Origin of the sequence: Streptomyces sp. NPDC086023, from assembly GCF_044540325.1 — a bacterium.
Lineage (GTDB): Bacteria > Actinomycetota > Actinomycetes > Streptomycetales > Streptomycetaceae > Streptomyces.
The window spans coordinates 65,264-81,741 of the sequence record NZ_JBITRX010000019.1 but is presented as its reverse complement, the minus strand read 5'-3'; the positions used below and the strand labels follow the sequence as shown (position 1 = coordinate 81,741).

Annotated in this window: 11 protein-coding genes and 1 pseudogene; 7 read left to right on the top strand and 5 right to left on the bottom strand. The window is 69.4% G+C overall.

Going from position 1 to position 16,478, the window contains the following annotated elements; translation table 11 throughout:
- Positions 1 to 1,243 precede the first annotated feature (1,243 nt).
- Both ACIF6F_RS29955 and ACIF6F_RS29950 read left to right on the top strand, forming a co-directional pair.
- A complete protein-coding gene (locus ACIF6F_RS29955; protein WP_399953677.1) occupies positions 1,244 to 1,423 on the top strand; it encodes a hypothetical protein in 180 nt (59 codons plus the stop codon).
- 106 nt (positions 1,424 to 1,529) lie between these two features.
- Complete coding sequence (locus ACIF6F_RS29950; RefSeq protein WP_399953674.1) at positions 1,530 to 3,461, top strand: serine/threonine-protein kinase; 1,932 nt, start codon at positions 1,530 to 1,532, stop codon at positions 3,459 to 3,461.
- Positions 3,462 to 3,464: 3 nt separating this feature from the next.
- Here the strand turns inward: ACIF6F_RS29950 and ACIF6F_RS29945 are convergent, their stop codons facing one another.
- Both ACIF6F_RS29945 and ACIF6F_RS29940 read right to left on the bottom strand, forming a co-directional pair.
- Positions 3,465 to 4,745, bottom strand: coding sequence for a glycoside hydrolase family 6 protein (locus ACIF6F_RS29945; RefSeq protein WP_399953671.1), 1,281 nt, complete (start codon positions 4,743 to 4,745; stop codon positions 3,465 to 3,467).
- Positions 4,746 to 4,858: 113 nt separating this feature from the next.
- Positions 4,859 to 5,823: pseudogene (locus ACIF6F_RS29940) on the bottom strand (glycoside hydrolase family 6 protein).
- A gap of 303 nt (positions 5,824 to 6,126) precedes the next feature.
- Between ACIF6F_RS29940 and ACIF6F_RS29935 the strand changes: the two are divergent.
- From ACIF6F_RS29935 to yjfF, 5 genes are all read left to right on the top strand, one after another.
- On the top strand, positions 6,127 to 7,140 hold the full coding sequence (locus ACIF6F_RS29935) for a LacI family DNA-binding transcriptional regulator (RefSeq protein ID WP_399953668.1): 1,014 nt from the start codon (positions 6,127 to 6,129) through the stop codon (positions 7,138 to 7,140).
- 485 nt (positions 7,141 to 7,625) lie between these two features.
- Positions 7,626 to 8,627, top strand: coding sequence for an ABC transporter substrate-binding protein (locus ACIF6F_RS29930; protein ID WP_399953664.1), 1,002 nt, complete (start codon positions 7,626 to 7,628; stop codon positions 8,625 to 8,627).
- A 66-nt stretch (positions 8,628 to 8,693) separates the two neighbouring features.
- Entirely contained in the window at positions 8,694 to 10,265 is a 1,572-nt protein-coding gene (locus ACIF6F_RS29925) for a sugar ABC transporter ATP-binding protein (RefSeq protein ID WP_399953662.1), read from the top strand.
- On the top strand, positions 10,262 to 11,380 hold the full coding sequence (locus ACIF6F_RS29920) for an ABC transporter permease (protein WP_399953659.1): 1,119 nt from the start codon (positions 10,262 to 10,264) through the stop codon (positions 11,378 to 11,380). Before ACIF6F_RS29925 ends, ACIF6F_RS29920 begins: the two co-directional genes overlap by 4 nt.
- Positions 11,381 to 11,385: 5 nt before the next feature.
- Positions 11,386 to 12,384 (top strand): galactofuranose ABC transporter, permease protein YjfF, encoded by a 999-nt coding sequence (gene yjfF, locus ACIF6F_RS29915; RefSeq protein ID WP_399953847.1) that lies wholly within the window; start codon positions 11,386 to 11,388, stop codon positions 12,382 to 12,384.
- 100 nt (positions 12,385 to 12,484) lie between these two features.
- Here the strand turns inward: yjfF and mmsB are convergent, their stop codons facing one another.
- From mmsB to chvE, 3 genes are all read right to left on the bottom strand, one after another.
- Entirely contained in the window at positions 12,485 to 13,729 is a 1,245-nt protein-coding gene (gene mmsB, locus ACIF6F_RS29910; protein ID WP_399953656.1) for a multiple monosaccharide ABC transporter permease, read from the bottom strand.
- Complete coding sequence (mmsA, locus tag ACIF6F_RS29905; RefSeq protein ID WP_399953653.1) at positions 13,726 to 15,297, bottom strand: multiple monosaccharide ABC transporter ATP-binding protein; 1,572 nt, start codon at positions 15,295 to 15,297, stop codon at positions 13,726 to 13,728. Before mmsA ends, mmsB begins: the two co-directional genes overlap by 4 nt.
- A gap of 62 nt (positions 15,298 to 15,359) precedes the next feature.
- Positions 15,360 to 16,469 (bottom strand): multiple monosaccharide ABC transporter substrate-binding protein, encoded by a 1,110-nt coding sequence (gene chvE, locus ACIF6F_RS29900; protein ID WP_399953650.1) that lies wholly within the window; start codon positions 16,467 to 16,469, stop codon positions 15,360 to 15,362.
- Positions 16,470 to 16,478 lie beyond the last annotated feature (9 nt).

The window sequence follows — 16,478 nt, the reverse complement described above, 5'->3', positions numbered from 1 at the left end:
CCAAACGGGACGGCCGATTCACTGACATGACAGTTCTTCCCTTCCGCCACAGCTCGATGACCTGTGGGCTGTTCTTGCAGCCGCGTCCGATTGCGGCGCCGGGGCCTATATTCCGCACGCTCGTGGCCTCGGCGCCACACTCATTGTTGTGCAGATGTCTAGCACCTGGACCGCAACAATCCCTCTTGGCTGCGCGGGGAGTTCGTCTTGCTGAGAGAAGAAACAGCAGGTGAGAGCGTTCGGTAGGGAAAGGAAGGGATGCCGCCCTCCCTAAACTGTCAAGGGAGCTGTCGTGGTGTACATCACTTGCTTGGCCTTGCTCATGCTACCTTCGCGATCTCGCAGTTCTGACTGCTGCACCGAACCGGCACCGCCACCGGCGAGGTGGATCTTGCAGGTCAGGCCCCGGCACGGGCCCCCTGACCGTTTGACTGGCGTGCAGCGGGCGCGGGTTGAGTCGGACCAGACGTCGAAGCGGGGTGGGCGGTGGCGGGAGCAGCACAGGCAGGTGATTGACGCGATAGCGTTCAAGTGCCGCATCAGGACGCGTGGATGGCCCCCCTGGGGAGGTTCAGTTCCTGGAAGGGCGCCCACAGCAGGCTGTGGATGTGTCCGATCGACGGCGCGTGGGAACGTGTCTTCGCCGCCCTGCTCGCCCGGGCGGATGCAGAGGACGACCTGGACTGGGTTGGTGCGGTCGACTACGCGACCGTCCGTTCCCACCAGCACGCAGCTGGCGGCCACTCAGAGGCCGGGCCGGTGCGCCGCCCGCCCGCCCCTTTGGCCGGTGCCGCTGCGGTGATCGTTCCAGAGGGGGCCACGTCGAACCCGACCACGGATACTCGCGTCGGTGACGGTAGGTAACCCTCGCCCACCTCGCCCATCGCGTTTCCCCGGCGCCGCCGGCCACACCCCTTTCCGTGTGTGGCCGGCGGCGCCGTACACGTTTCCGCTACCCTGGCCAAAGCACCCCTGGAGGGCGGCGCAGCTAGCGTGGCGCTAGCCCGTGGCGCACGCCGACGCTGGTGACGCTCGTTTGACGCACGGCCCCCCGGAGAGCAGGGGGAAACGGGCTCTGACCTGCGGCTTTGTTCACCACCTCAGGGGTCCACACCTTCCCGATGACCCACCACGTGGAGTGCGTGGCGATCCTGGAGCCGGCGAAGAAGGACGCCTGACCTGCGGTTTTATGGGTGGGTAGCATGTGCAGTGTGGGCGTTACGGGCGATATCTTGACGCTGAAATGACGCTCGTGACGCTCGTTCTGATGGGGTGTCAGTCGATTGTGGGGGAGGGCTGGGCCGCGGCGCGCACCGATGAACAGACGCGCTGCGGCGAAAGCGACGGAGCGCGGCGGGCGAGGCTCGTCGGCCCGTTTCGCTCTTGTGCGCTCGATGAGGAAGCGTTGCCGACCATCGCCTGAGAAGGCAGTGCCTATCGCCTCGACGCGCGGCTAATATCCAGCTCTCAGGTACCGGCATGCGTCCGGCCTTTGGCCTGCTGCACGTCTGAAGGAGATCGGAAGCCCGGTGAGCAGTGCTCGTTCTGGTGGGCGGGTGCTGGCTGCCCACCCTGGTGACCCCAAGCGCGTCGGCCCCTACCGGATCATCGGGCGCCTTGGCTCAGGGGACATGGGCACGGTGTACGCCGGCCTCGACGCCGCCGGTCTACGGGTCGCGGTCAAGGTCGTCCATCCTGCCCAGGCTGACGACGCGGAGTTCCGGGCCCGCTTCCGCCGAGAAGTGCAGCTCTCCGCTCGTGTCCAGGGCCCGTGCCTCATACCCCTGATCGCGGCTGACGTCGAAGCCGCGTCGCCGTGGCTGGCCACCGCCTACGTTCCAGGGCTCACCCTCGACCGGTACATCGCGACGTACGGTCCACTTGCCGGTGGAACCCTGTACGCCTTTGCCGCAGGTACGGCCCAGGCTCTCGCGGCCATTCATGCCGCGGGTGTCGTCCACAGGGACGTCAAGCCGCAGAACGTCATTTTGACCCCGGTCGGTCCCCGCGTCCTGGACTTCGGCATCGCTCATGCCGCCGACGGCACATCCGTGACGCGTACCGGCATTCTGACCGGCACCCCAGGATGGATCAGCCCTGAGCACTACCGCACCGGTACAACGGGTCCTGAGGGCGACATGTTCGTCTGGGGCGCCCTCATAGCCTTCGCAGCCACCGGTCGTGCGCCCTTCGGTGGGGGAGTCCCCGACGCGGTCGCCTACCGGGTCATGTCCGAGGACCCTGATCTGCGTGGCCTTCCTGGCGAACTCCACGCCATCGTGAGCAGCGCTCTTGCGAAGGAGCCGGGGGACCGAGCCACCGCGTGGGACGCTGCCGAGACATGTGCCGTCCTCCTCGCAGCACAGGCCACACAGGTCGCGCCGACGGGTGCGGAGCCGACACTGGTGGGCGATCTCGTCGCCGCCCAGTGGGACGTCCCTACTCTGGACGACCCGAACTGGAAACGTCCTGCCCGTTCCAGCAGACGACTCGTCGGCATCGCGGCGGTGGTGGGCACTGTCCTCGGTGGCCTGGCAGGTGGAGCGCTGGCCCTGCAGCCCGACAAGACGGAGACGCCTTCGACGAGTTCCCGTCCTCCCGCCAGCGCATCCCCCAGCCAGACCGCCACCATGCCGGCTTCCGCTTCACCCGCAGCAAGCTCCCAGGCTGTGGTGGACGCCGCGTCATTCCCTACTCCTGCGAACGTGGACGAGGCGACGATCGCCACGTGGCGTGCAGCTCGTCGTGCCAAGGGAGAAGTGGAGATCGAGACCGAGGCCGCACTCGGGCACGACCTCAGCTACGGCATCGGCGAGGAGTACAACTACAGCGGTCAGTACGACGTGGGCTACGCCCCATCCCGGAGAGAGCTCTACATATCCATCAGCGGCCCGGTTGTGGAGTCACGTGTTGTGCAGTCAGTGGCCAAGAACGCCTGCCTCACCTTGCGCATGATGGCGGGCATCTACACGTCCCTTCCGTACGACGAGTACGTCCTGGTCGACAACACCACGCCCACGGCGCCGGCGATCGTGTGGGAGGACGACTTCCGCGCCAACACTGGCTGCATCACACAGACCATCGACCGCACTGCCACCGACCCCGGGCAGGCGCCGACCTGGCACCCCACTGACGAAGGACTGGCTGCGGCCCAGATCCCCAGCGTCGACAAGCGCGAAATCAGAGTGGCAACCGAGGCGGTCCACCAGCTCTTTGTCGACTGGAACGCCAACTCCCGTCTGTTCGAAGACCCCCGCTATATCAGCGACGAGAACACCAGCATCGGCTTCGCTCCACACGAAGGCGTGATGTACGTGTGGGCCACGAAGCCCGAGTGGGACCGGAGCACGCGAGAGGAGTGGGCGCAGGCCGCCGCCGGCGTTGCCTGCCGGACTGTTGTCGCGGAATCTCGCGCGGGGCAGGGCTGGGGCTACGCCCAGGGCTTCGCCGCGGCCGAGTGAGGTTCAGTGGTTGAAGGTCAGGCGGGGTGCTGCGTTGCGGGCCAGGGTGTGGGCCTGGGCCGGCCACCAGGTGCCGGCCGGCGGGTCGACGATGCCGTACTCGGGGTCGATCGTGCCGCCGGTGTTGCGGGTGCAGCTGCCGTCGGACTCGCCCGGGATCTTGATCCACAGGTAGGCGTCGACGAGCGGTACGCCGGTGTCGGCGGTCGGGCGCGGGCCGAGGCCGCGGCCGGGCGCGTTGCACCAGATCTCCGGGTCGCCGGTGTACTTGCCGGGCTCCGGGGTCCAGGCGCCCAGGCCGTTGCGGCTGGTGTCGATGACGAAGTGGTGCAGCGCGTCGTTCGGCGGGGTGCCCACGGTCCGGTCGTACCAGGCGTCGGTCCAGCGCCAGGTGGCGGGGTCGGCGGAGTCGACCGCGTTGCCCGGGACGCCGTCGTTGGGCGCGGCGGGCGAGTAGTACTGGGTGGCGCACCAGTCGGTGTGTCCGCGGGCGTGCTCGGGCCCCTCGGTGGCGTACCACATGCACTTCGCCATCCAGGTGCCGTACCGCGCGTTGTGGTCGGTGGGGTGGGTGTTGGACACGTTCAGGGCGAAGCCGTCGCTGCTCTGGATGCCGGCGTCGAGCAGGCGCCGCGCCATCTCGCCGACGGGCCGCCACAGGACGTTGCCCGCGTCGAGGTAGACCACGGTGCGGGCCCTGGCCTTGATGGTCCTGACCGCGTACGCGAGGTCGGCGACGCGGGCCGCGGTGAGCTCGCCGGTGGGGTCCACCCCCGGACCGCAGTCGCTGGGGAGGAGGGCCAGGCCGTCGGGCTCGACCACGACGACGGCCCTGCCGTCGCCGATGCCGGCGGCGAAGGCGTCGATCCACCGGCGGTAGGCGGCAGAGGTCGGGGCGCCGCCGCTGGAGTACTGGGTGCAGTCCCGGCCCGGCACGTTGTAGGCGACCAGGACGGGGGTCCGGTTCACCGTCCTGGCGTCGCGGACGAGGCTTCTCACCTTGGCCCGGACCTCGTCGGGTGTGCCCTCGGTGAACCACTCGGCCTGCGGCCAGCTCGCCAGCCTGGCCATGTTCACCGCGTTCGTGAAGTCGCCGTTCCCGAGGTCGGTGAGCGCCTGCGCTGCGGCCTTGCTGTGCGGGTCCACGTAGAACTTCGTGGCCGGGGTGAGCGGATCCGCGGCGGGCGCGGCCTGCGCCTGTCCCTGCGTCGCGGTGAGGGCGGCACAGGTCGCGAGCGCCGCGAGGGCGGCGGCCGCACGGTGCCGGAGGCTGCGTGGCTTCATGAGGGCTCCTGGTCGGAGGGGGAGGAGGGGAAGGGGAGGGGGAAGGAGGGGCGGTGGTGCCTGCGGCCCAGTCCGGGGGTGGCGGGGTCCGGGCCACAGGAGTGGGCCCGAGGTCAGTAGCCGTAGATCATCTTGTAGGCGACCTCGGGGAGGAACTGACCGGCCGTGGAGCCGGTCCCGACGCCGCAGTTGCCGTCGGACTCGCCGGGGGCCTTGATCCACAGCAGCATCTCGGCGCCGCCGCCCAGCCGGGTGGGCGTGCCGATGCGGCGGCCCGCCGCGTTGCACCACTCCCCGTTGGCGCCGTTGCCGTTGCGGCTGGTGTCGACGACGAACGGCTTGGTGTAGCCGTAGCGGGCAGCCAGTTCGCTGTTGACGGCGTTGCCGTAGGCGGTGTTCTGGGCGGTGGTGAAGTGGTTCGAGATGTTGAGGGAGAACCCGTGTGCCTGTCGGAGCCCGGCCCCGTGGAGGCGCTGGGCCATCGTCGCCGCACTCACCCAGCCGGGGTTGCCGGCGTCGAGGTAGACCCAGGTGTGGGGGCCTGGCGGTTGAACTCCGCGAGGGCTCCGCTGATCATGCCCTGGCGTTCGCGGATCTGCGCCTGGTTCAGGCAGCCGTAGTCCGCGAGGGAGTCGGGTTCCAGGACGACGACGGCCGGGCGGCTGGCGATCCCACCGGCGAACTGCGCGATCCAGGTCGCGTAGGCGGAAGCCGACGAGGCTCCGCCTCCGGAGTGGCCGCCGCACGAGTCGCGCAGGTAGATGTTGTACGCGACCAGGACGGGCAGCTTGTCGTGCTGGTCCGCCGCGCCGACGTACGCGCCCGTCGCGGTGCCGATCGTGCCGCTCCAGGAGCCGAACCAGCGGGCCATGGGGGTGTTGGCGAGGGACGCGCTGATGGCGGGCGTCCGGCCGTCACCCGGGTTGGCGGCGACCCACTGCTTCGCGCTCGAGTTCGGGTCCACGTAGAACCCGCTGGTCATGGTGGTCGGATCGGCTGCCTGGGCGGACGGTGCGACGGCGAGTGCCAACGGGAGGGCGAGCAAGGCTGCCGTGAGGGCGCGGATTCGGTGGCGCATGACGGTACCTCGATTCCTGACGGGCGGACGCGCCGCACGCTCTCGTCCCGAGCGCGGGCGGCGCACTGAGGAAGTGCGGTGGTACGGAACCCCTGCGGCGTGGAAGCGCTCCCACTGGAAGCGGTCCCAGTACGCGCTTCGGTCGGCCTGAGGTGCGGCCGGTATCGTGTGACGCCCTGTTGGGCCTGTCAAGTGGGCTCGTTTGAAACGGCACTTCACGCGACGGCGGGAAGGCCTTACAGTCCTGGAACTGGAAGCGCTTCCAGCCTTCCGGGCGGGCAGGCCGCGAAGGAAAGGCGGATCATGGCCGAAGGTGTGCCGCGACGGCAGTCGACGCTTGACGAGGTGGCCGAACTCGCCGGGGTCTCGCGGTCGGTGGCCTCCCGTGTGCTCAACAACGCCCCGCACGTCAGCCGCGCCAAACGGGAGGCGGTCGAACGGGCCGTCCATCGCCTCGGTTACGTTCCCCATCCGACCGCTCGCGCGCTGGCGACCCGGCAGACCGGTGCGGCCGCCCTGGTCATTTCGGGGGAGGACCCCTCGATCTTCGCGGACCCGTTCTTCGCCCAGGTGATCGTGGGCGCCTCGGCCGCGCTGGAGGACGCCGACCTGCACCTGATGCTGTGCCTGGCCGCTTCCGACCGGGGCCGCAGCCGCGTGGCACGGCTTCTCCGGTCCAAGGGGGCCGACGGGGTGATGCTGATGGCGCTGCGCGAGGACGACCCGCTGGCCCGGATGGCGGAAGACGCGGAGATTCCCGTGGTGTTCGGCGGGCGTCCCGTCGGCCTGAACCCGCGATGGTACGTCGACGTCGACAACCTCGGAGGGGCGCGCGCGGCGACCGAGTACCTGATCTCGCTCGGCCGGACCAGGCTCGCGACGATCTGCGGGCGGCCGGACACCGAGGTGGGACGGGCGCGTTACCGCGGCTACCAGGACGCCATGCTGGCGGCGGGCCTCGAACCGTACCCACCGGAAGTCGGTGACTTCACCGAGGCGAGCGGAGCGGCGGCCATGGCCGCGCTGTTGGCGCGCCACCCGGACCTGGAAGGAGTGTTCGCCGCCAGTGACAACATGGGGGTGGGAGCGTTGCGCACGCTGCGTGAGGCCGGTCGACGCGTCCCCGCCGACGTCGCCGTGACCGGCTTCGACGACCTGGCCGTGGCCCGGATCGCCGATCCGCCGCTGACCACGGTGCACCAGCCCGTGGAGGGTCTCGGCCGTGAGATGGCGCGCATGCTCGTCGCCCTCGTCAACGGGCAGGCCCCCACCCCGCTGATCCTCCCCACGCGTCTGGTCATCCGCGCCAGCGCCTGACGGGCCGTTCCGCGGCCGGCCTTCCGGTCGTCCCCGGCCCTGCGGCTCCGGTCCGCGATCGCGATCCGGGCGCCCGGGCGCTTGATGTTAACGCTCACAACCACCCGGTGGATGTTCCCAGGCGGGGCGTCGCGTCGGCTCTGTGTGAGGCGGGAGTGGTCCCTGGGTCGGCAGGGGTCGCGTGGCCCGTGGCGAGGGTCGAGGTTGATCGACAGTCGCTCACTTCGCCCGACTTGCGGGCCTTCCGGTACGTCGCCGCAGACTCAGTCCGCTGCATCAAGAACGAGTAACAGCGGTAAGAGCCCTTGAGTTACAAGTCTGTTAGCGCTCACAATGTCTCGCGTTCGTCGGCTTTCCGGTCATCGGGGCCGACGCTTCACTCTGCTTCCCCCGGCTCAACCACCCCTGCGCAGCCACGCCTTCACCGGGCCCGCCTCCTTCAGAGCACCGCCTGGTACGACGTACGTCCCGAGAGGAACCACGACATGGCCCACAGAGCCCTCCGCATCTTCGCCGTCGCCGCCCTGGTCGGCGGTGCGCTGACCGCCTGCACCACCCAGCCCGCGGACACCGGCACCACCGGCGGCACCGGCAAGGGCTCCTCCGACGGCAAGCTGGTGCTCGGGTTCGCCCAGGTGGGAGCCGAGAGCGGCTGGCGCACCGCCAACACCAAGTCCGTCCGCGAGGCGGCCGAAAAGGCCGGCATCACGCTGAAGTTCTCCGACGCGCAGCAGAAGCAGGAGAACCAGATCAAGGCGATCCGCACCTTCATCCAGCAGAAGGTGGACGTCATCGCCTTCTCGCCGGTGGTGGAGTCCGGCTGGGACACCGTCCTGAAGGAGGCCAAGAACGCCGGCATCCCGGTCATCCTCACCGACCGTGCCGTCGACTCGCAGGACACCTCGCTCTACCGCACCTTCCTCGGCTCCGACTTCGTCAAGGAGGGCCAGGAGGCCGGCAAGTGGCTCGTGAAGGAGTACGAGGGCACCTCCGCGCCGGTGAACCTCGTCGAGCTCCAGGGCACCACCGGCTCCGCACCCGCGAATGACCGCAAGGCGGGCTTCGCCGACGCCATCAAGGGCGACCCCAAGTTCAAGGTCGTCGCCTCCCAGACCGGGGACTTCACCCGAGCCAAGGGCAAGGAGGTCATGCAGGCCTTCCTCAAGTCCCACAAGGACATCGACGTCCTGTACGCCCACAACGACGACATGGCCCTCGGCGCCATCCAGGCCATCGAGGAGGCGGGCAGGAAGCCGGGCGTCGACATCAAGGTGATCTCCGTCGACGGCATCAAGGACGCCTTCGTCGCCATGCAGGAGAAGAAGATCAACGTCGTGGTCGAGTGCAACCCGCTCCTCGGCGACCAGCTCATGGAACTCGCCAAGAAGGTCGCGGCGGGGGAGAGCGTTCCGCAGCGGGTCGAGGTCAAGGAGGGCGTCTTCACCCAGGACCAGGCCGCGGCAGCCCTGCCGAGCCGCCAGTACTGACCTTCCGCCCGCACCGGACCGGGGGCGGCCCGCACGCCGCCCCGGTCCCTCAGGAGAGGAGGGCGGATGGCAGGCCCACCCACCCCACCCACCCCCCGCACACCCACCCGCACCGGCCGGCCGGTCCTGGAGGCCCACGGCATCCGCAAGGCGTTCCCCGGCGTCGTCGCCCTCGACGGCGTGAACCTGCGCCTGTTCCCGGGCGAAGTCCATGCGCTCATGGGCGAGAACGGCGCCGGCAAGTCCACCCTCATCAAGGTGCTCACCGGAGTCCACCCGCCCGACGCGGGAACGATCTCCCTCGACGGCAGCCCCCGGCGGTTCGCCGAACCACTGGACGCACAACACGCCGGAATCAGCACGGTCTACCAGGAGGTGAACCTGTGCCCCAACCTCTCGGTCGCCGAGAACGTCCTCGTCGGCCGCGAGCCCAGACGCCTCGGGCTGGTCCACTGGTCGGCCCTCCACCAGCGGGCGGCACGGCTCATCACCGAGCTGGAACTCGACCTCGACGTCCGCATGCCGCTGAGCGCGTACTCCCTCGCCGTCCAGCAACTGGTCGCGATCGTGCGCGCCGTGGACGTCGAGGCGAAGGTCCTCGTCCTCGACGAGCCCACCTCCAGCCTCGACCGGGACGAAGTGGCCCAACTGTTCACCCTGGTGCGCCGCCTCCGGGACCGGGGCGTCGCGATCCTCTTCGTCACCCACTTCCTCGACCAGGTCTTCGACCTGTGCGACCGGGTGACCGTCCTGCGCAACGGCCGCCTCGAAGGCGAGTACCGGATCGACGAGCTGACGCCCGTCACCCTCGTCCATCACATGGTCGGCAGCGAACTGCGCACCCTGGACGAACTGGCCGGGACCTCCCACACCGGCGCCGCCGCCGTCCCCGAGTCCGCGGACGCTCCCTTCCTGAGCGCCCGCGGACTCGCCCGGGCCGGTTCCATCCAGCCGTACGACCTGGACATCCACCGCGGCGAGGTCATCGGCCTGGCCGGGCTCCTCGGCTCCGGACGCACCGAGGCCGCCCGGCTGCTCTTCGGAGCCGACCACGCCGACGGAGGAGAGCTCCGGATCCACGGCGAGCGTGCCGCCCTGCGCTCGCCGCGCGCCGCGATTGCCCACAAGATCGCCTTCTGCTCGGAGAACCGCAAGGCGGAGGGCCTGATCGGCGAACTCACTGTCCGCGAGAACATCGTGCTCGCCCTCCAGGCGGCACGTGGCTGGGCCAAACCACTCTCCCGCACCCGGCAGGACGAGATCGCCGCCCGGTGGACCGAGGTCCTCGACATCCGCCCGGCCGACCCCGAGGCCCAGGTCCGCAACCTCAGCGGAGGCAACCAGCAGAAGGTGCTGCTCGCGCGGTGGCTGCTCACCGACCCCGAGCTGCTGATCCTGGACGAACCCACCCGGGGCATCGACATCGGCGCCAAGACCGAGATCCAGAAACTGGTCACCCGGCTGGCCACGGAAGGCACCGCGGTTCTCTTCATCTCCGCCGAGCTCGAGGAAGTGCTGCGGCTGAGCCACCGCGTGGGCGTCCTGCGCGACCACCGGTTCGTCGCCACCCTGCCCAACGACCCGACCCTGACGCCCGACCGGATCCTGGGCACCATCGCCACCGGAGCCACCTCATGACACCACTCGACGACACCGGCGCCAGGGGGCGTCCGGCCCGGGCGTCCGGCGCCCGGCAGCTCACCGAACACCGCCTCTTCTGGCCCGCCGCCGTCCTGGCCGCCCTGCTGCTGGGCAACGTCGCGCTCACCCACGACTTCTTCGCCGTCCGCGTCCAGAACGGACACCTGTACGGCAGCCTGATCGACATCCTGCAGTTCGGCGCCCCGCTGATCCTGGTGTCGCTCGGCATGACACTGGTCATCGCGACCCGGGGCATCGACCTCTCGGTCGGCTCGACGGTGGCCATCGCCGGCGCGCTCGCGTGCGAGCACATCGCCACCGCGCAGGATCCCGGAAGCGCGGGCACCGTCACGTCGGCGATCGCCGTGGCGCTCGGCGTCGCCGCCGTGATCGGCCTGCTGAACGGTTTCCTCGTGGCCCGGCTGGGCGTCCAGCCGATCGTCGCCACACTGGTCCTCATGGTCGCGGGCCGGGGCGTGGCCCAGCTGATCACCGACGGCCAGATCATCAGCGTGTCCAGCAGCGCCTACAAGATGATCGGCGGCGGGTACTGGCTCACCCTCCCCTTCGCCGTGCTGCTCTCCGCGGCCGCCGTCGCCGTCACCTCCCTCGTCACCCGGCGGACCGCGCTCGGCATGCTCCTCGAATCGGTGGGAGGCAACCCGGTCGCGAGCCGACTCGTCGGCATCCGGGCGACCGGGCTCCTGGTCATGGTCTACGTCGTCAGCGCCGTGTGCGCCGCGGTGGCCGGCCTCATGATCAGCTCCAACGTGTCCAGCGCCGACGGGAACAACGCGGGCCTCTGGATCGAGCTGGACGCGATCCTCGCCGTCGTCATCGGCGGTACCGCGCTGACGGGCGGCCGCTTCTCCCTCGGCGGCACGGTGCTCGGCGCACTGATCATCCAGACCCTCTCGACCACGATCTACACCCTCGGCGTACCGCCGGAGACCACTCTCGTCTTCAAGGCTCTGGTCGTCATCGTCGTGTGTCTCGTCCAGTCGCCCGCGTTCCGCGCGCGGCTCTCCCGCCGTCGCCGGGCGGGGGCCTCCCCGGCCCCCGGCTCCGCAGCCGGCGACGTGGGAGCCCGCCAGCAGGAGGTCCACCCGTGAGCACCATCCCCAGTTCCCTCACCAGGCCGCTCCAGCGGTTCCCCGTACGGCATGCCGCCCATCTGCCGCTCATGGTGACGGCCACCTTGCTGATCGCGATGTTCTCGATCGGCTCCCTGCGGTACGAGGGCTTCTTCTCCGCGCAGGTCCTGCTCAACGTCCTGATCGACAACAGCTTCCTGCTCGTCGTCGCGATCGGCATGACGTTCGTCATCCTCACCGGCGGAATCGACCTGTCGGTCGGCTCCGTGGTGGCGCTGTCGACCATGCTCACGGCCTGGCTCGTCGAACGGAACGGCCTCCCGCTCGCCCTGGCGGTGCCGCTGGTCCTGCTGGTGGGAGCGGGCGGAGGCGCCCTCATGGGCTGGGTGATCCACACCTTCGAGATCCAGCCCTTCATCGTCACCCTCGCGGGCATGTTCCTCGCCCGCGGCCTCTGCTACACGATCAGCACCGAGTCCATCTCCGTCACCGACCCGACGACCACGCTGATCGCCCAGACGCGAGTGCTCCTGCCCGGCGGCCTGTTCGTCTCACCCGCCGTGGTCATCGCCCTGGTCGTGCTCGCGCTCGCCTTCGTCGTGCTGCACCACACCCGCTTCGGCCGCACCGTCTACGCCCTGGGCGGCAACGAGTCCTCGGCCCGTTTCATGGGCCTGCCCGTGGGCCGTACCAAGGTTGCGGTGTACGCCGTGAGCGGCCTGTGCTCCTCCCTCGGCGGTCTGCTGCTGACGCTCTACATGCTGTCCGGCTACGCCCTGCACGCCGGCGGCATGGAACTCGACGCCATCGCGGCCGCAGTCATCGGAGGGACGCTGCTGACCGGGGGCTCCGGCTTCGTCCTGGGGACCGCACTGGGCGTGACGGTCCTCGGCCTCATCCAGACCGTCATCAACTTCCAGGGCACGCTCAGCTCATGGTGGACACGCATCGTCATCGGCGGCCTGTTGCTGGCCTTCATCCTGCTGCAACGGCTCTTCGGCGGATCCCGCCGGGCGGGATGACCTCCGGGCGAGCCCGCCTGCGTACGACCGCGCCCGGAAGGGGGGGCAGGGACTCCCCGCCCCCCTTCCGGGCAGCACCCCCCTTCGGACCGGAGTGGTGTCAGGCGCCTGCCCTTCGCTTGTTCCACACGTCGAAGCCGACCGCCGCGAGGAGCACCAGGCCCTTGATGACCTGCTGCCAGTCGGTGCCCACCCCGACGAGGTTCATGCCGTTGTTGAGCACGCCGAGGACCAGGCCGCCGATGATCGCCCCCAGTACGGTCCCGACGCCACCGCTCATCGACGCCCCGCCGATGAACGCGGCGGCGATGGCCTCCAGTTCGAAGTTCACACCCGCCTTGGGGGAGGCCGCGTTGAAGCGCGCCGCGAAGACGAGCCCGGCGAGCGCCGCGAGCATTCCCATGTTGAGGAACACCGCGAAGGTCACCTTCCTGTCCTTGACCCCGGAGAGCTTCGCCGCGGGCAGGTTCCCCCCGATGGCGTACACGTGGCGGCCGATCACCGCGTTGCGCATCACGTACCCGAAGGTCACCAGCAGCGCCGCGAGGATCAGGAGGACCACAGGGGCACCCTTGTAGCTGGCGAGCAGCAGCGTGGTGACCAGGACCGCGGCGACCAGAGCCGTCACCTTGAGGGCGAACAGGCCGGTCGGGAGCGTCTCCAGGGCGAACTCCCGCTGACGGCGACGGTCCCGCACCTCCTGGAAGACCACGTAGGCGATCAGTCCCACGCCGAGGAGCAGGGTCGGGTTGTGGTAGTTGGTCTGCGGCCCCGCCTCCGGCAGGAAGCCGTTGGCGATCTTCTGCAGTCCGTCCGGGAAGGGGCCGAGCGTCTGGCCCTTGAGGAAGATCTCCGTGAGCCCGCGGAACAGCAGCATGCCGGCCAGGGTCACGATGAACGACGGTATGCCGACGTACGCGATGAAGAATCCCTGGAGCGCGCCGGCGACCGCGCCGAGCAGCAGGGTGAGGAGCACGGCGACGGGCCAGGAGACCTGGTGCTCGACCATCAGCACCGCTCCGATGCCGCCGACCAAGGCCATCAGGGAGCCGACCGACAGGTCGATGTGCCCGGAGATGATGACGATCATCATGCCGATGGCCAGGATGAGGATGTAGCTGTTCTGCAGCACCAGGTTCGAGACGTTGCGCGGCAGCAGGAGGTCGCCGCCCGTCCAGATCTGGAACAGGAGCACGATCAGGCCGAGGGCGAAGAGCATCCCGTACTGGCGCATGTTCCGCCGGACGCCGTCCAGCAGTACCCGGGCCACCGGTGTCCCGGTGGAGGGGGAAGCGCTGCCCGGTGGCGCCGGGGCGGTCGTCGTCGTGCCGACTTCGGTGCTCATGGCTGGTGTCCTTCGCTGGAGGCGGAGTCTGCGGTGACCGCCGGCGGTGCGGGGGTGTCCTGGGTCATGTGCCGCATCAGCACTTCCTGGGTGGCGTCTTCGCGGGTGACCTCGCCGGTCAGCCGTCCGGCGGCCATGGTGTAGATGCGGTCGCACATTCCGAGCAGTTCGGGCAGTTCGGAGGAGATGAGGAGGATCGCCCTGCCCTCGGCGGCGAGCCGGTCGATCACGGTGTAGATCTCGTATTTGGCCCCGACGTCGACTCCACGCGTGGGTTCGTCGAGGATGAGGACGTCCGGTCCGGCGAGGATCCACTTGCTGAGGACGACCTTCTGCTGGTTGCCGCCGGAAAGCCGGCCGACCGGTTCGAGGACGTTCGGAGCCTTGATGTTCATGGTCCGCCGGAACCGTTCGGCCACCTTGCGTTCCCCGTGCCCGTCCACGATCCCGCGGCGGGCGAGCGCGCCGAGGGAGGCGAGGGAGATGTTCCGGCTCACGGAGGCCCCGAGGTCGAGCCCGTAGTGCTTGCGGTCCTCGGTGACGTACGCGATGCCGTGGGCGACCGCCTCGGGGACCGTACGCGTCCGTACCTCGCGGCCCTCCTTGAGCACGGTGCCCCGCTCGAAGCGGCCGTACGAACGGCCGAAGACGCTCATGGCGAGTTCGGTCCGGCCGGCCCCCATGAGTCCCGCGACCCCGACGATCTCCCCGCGGCGGACGTGGAGCGAGACCCCGTCGACCACCCTGCGGCCGCGGTCGAGCGGGTGGCGCACGGTCCAGTCCCGGATCTCCAGGACGGACTCGGCGTCGGCCGGGCCCTCGTACGGCGTGCGGTCGGGAAAGCGGCTGTCGAGGTCCCGTCCGACCATGCCGCGGATGATGCGCTCTTCGGTGGTGGCCGGGTCCGTGACGTCGAGGGTCTCGATGGAGCGCCCGTCACGCAGGATGGTGACGGAGTCGGCGATCCGGGCGATCTCGTTCAGCTTGTGCGAGATGATGATCGAGGTGATGCCCTGGCTCTTCAGCTCACGCATCAGCCGCAGCAGCTTCGCACTGTCCTCGTCGTTGAGCGCCGCTGTCGGCTCGTCGAGGATCAGCAGGCGGACGTCCTTCGCCAGCGCCTTCGCGATTTCCACGAGCTGCTGCTTGCCGACACCGATGTCGGCGACCCGGGTCTCGGGGTGTTCGTCGAGCCCGACCCGCCTGAGGAGTTCGGACGCACGGCGCAGCGCCTCGTGCCAGTCGATGATGCCGTGCCGCGACGGTTCGTTGCCGAGGAACATGTTCTCGGCGATCGACAGGTGGGGGACGAGCGCGAGTTCCTGGTGGATGATGACGATGCCGTGCTGCTCGCTGGCCCTGATGTCCTTGAAGCGGCACGGCTCGCCCTCGAAGAGGATCTCGCCCTCGTAGGTCCCGTGCGGGTGGACGCCGGACAGGACCTTCATGAGGGTCGACTTCCCGGCACCGTTCTCCCCGCACAGGGCGTGCACCTCGCCGCGCGCCACGGACAGGGTCACCTCGGAGAGTGCCCTGACTCCGGGGAAGGTCTTGACGATGGACCGCATCTCCAGGACGGGGCCGACCGGCGGCGAAGCGGGGACGCCGGGGGAATGGGGCGCGGCGGGGGTCACCGCAGGGCGCCAGCGTCGATGTAGCCGGAGTCGACCAGGACCTTCCGGTAGTTCGACTTGTCGACGCTGACCGGGTCGAGGAGGAAGGCCGGGACCACCTTCTTTCCGTTGTCGTAGGTGGTGTCGTCGTTGATCCGGGGCTTCTTGCCGGCCAGGACGGCGGCCACCATCTCCGAGGCGACCTGCGCGAGCGCGCGCGTGTCCTTGTAGACGGTCTGCGTCTGTTGGCCCGCGATGATCGACTTCACGGAGGCGATCTCCGCGTCCTGGCCGGTGACGATCGGCAGCGGCTTGGCGGCGCTCCCGTAGTCGTCGGACTTCAGGGCGGACAGGATGCCGATGGAGATGCCGTCGTAGGGGGACAGCACGGCGTCGACCCGGGCCGTGGAGTACGAGGAGGTCAGCAGGTCGTCCATGCGCTTCTGCGCCGTCCCGCCGTCCCAGCGCAGCGTGGTGACCTGGTTGAGCTGGGTCTGCTGGGAGCGCACGACCAGCTGCTTGCGGTCGAGATAGGGCTTCAGCACCTTCATGGCGCCGTTGAAGAAGTACCTGGTGTTGTTGTCGTCGTTGGACCCGGCGAACAGCTCGATGTTGAAGGGCCCCTTCTTCGAGCCGCCCTTCAGCCCCAGCTTGTCGACGATGTACGCGGCCTGGAGCTCGCCGACCTTCTCGTTGTCGAAGGAGGCGTAGTAGTCGACGTGCGGGGAGCCCAGGATGAGCCGGTCGTAGGAGATCACCGGGATGTGGGCGTCCGCCGCCTGTTGAAGGACGTTGGACAGCGCCTCGCCGTTGATCGCGGCCACGACCAGGGCGTCGACGCCCTGGGTGATCATGTTCTCGATCTGGGCGACCTGCTGGTCGGGGTCGTCCTCGCCGTACTGCAGGGTCGTGGCGAAACCGGCCTTCGCCAGGCTCGCGGTCATGTTCCGGCCGTCGGCGATCCACCTCTCCGAGGACTTGGTGGGCATGGCGATGCCGATGGTGAGGTCCTTCTTGTCCTTGGACTCGTGGATGCCGCCCTCGCCGTCCTGTCCGCAGCCGGTCAGGAGCAGGGCGCAGCCGGTGGTCACGGCCAGGAGGGCGGATACGGATCGGAACTTCTTCATGGGCGTTAC

What these genes read in the sequence shown, in the direction of transcription:
- ACIF6F_RS29955 (WP_399953677.1), top strand. Translation starts at nt 1,244, where the DNA reads ATGACGCTCGTGACGCTCGTTCTGATGGGGTGTCAGTCGATTGTGGGG.
- ACIF6F_RS29945 (WP_399953671.1), bottom strand. Translation starts at nt 4,745, where the DNA reads ATGAAGCCACGCAGCCTCCGGCACCGTGCGGCCGCCGCCCTCGCGGCG.
- ACIF6F_RS29935 (WP_399953668.1), top strand. Translation starts at nt 6,127, where the DNA reads ATGGCCGAAGGTGTGCCGCGACGGCAGTCGACGCTTGACGAGGTGGCC.
- ACIF6F_RS29930 (WP_399953664.1), top strand. Translation starts at nt 7,626, where the DNA reads ATGGCCCACAGAGCCCTCCGCATCTTCGCCGTCGCCGCCCTGGTCGGC.
- ACIF6F_RS29925 (WP_399953662.1), top strand. Translation starts at nt 8,694, where the DNA reads ATGGCAGGCCCACCCACCCCACCCACCCCCCGCACACCCACCCGCACC.
- ACIF6F_RS29920 (WP_399953659.1), top strand. Translation starts at nt 10,262, where the DNA reads ATGACACCACTCGACGACACCGGCGCCAGGGGGCGTCCGGCCCGGGCG.
- mmsB (WP_399953656.1), bottom strand. Translation starts at nt 13,729, where the DNA reads ATGAGCACCGAAGTCGGCACGACGACGACCGCCCCGGCGCCACCGGGC.
- mmsA (WP_399953653.1), bottom strand. Translation starts at nt 15,297, where the DNA reads ATGCGGTCCATCGTCAAGACCTTCCCCGGAGTCAGGGCACTCTCCGAG.
- chvE (WP_399953650.1), bottom strand. Translation starts at nt 16,469, where the DNA reads ATGAAGAAGTTCCGATCCGTATCCGCCCTCCTGGCCGTGACCACCGGC.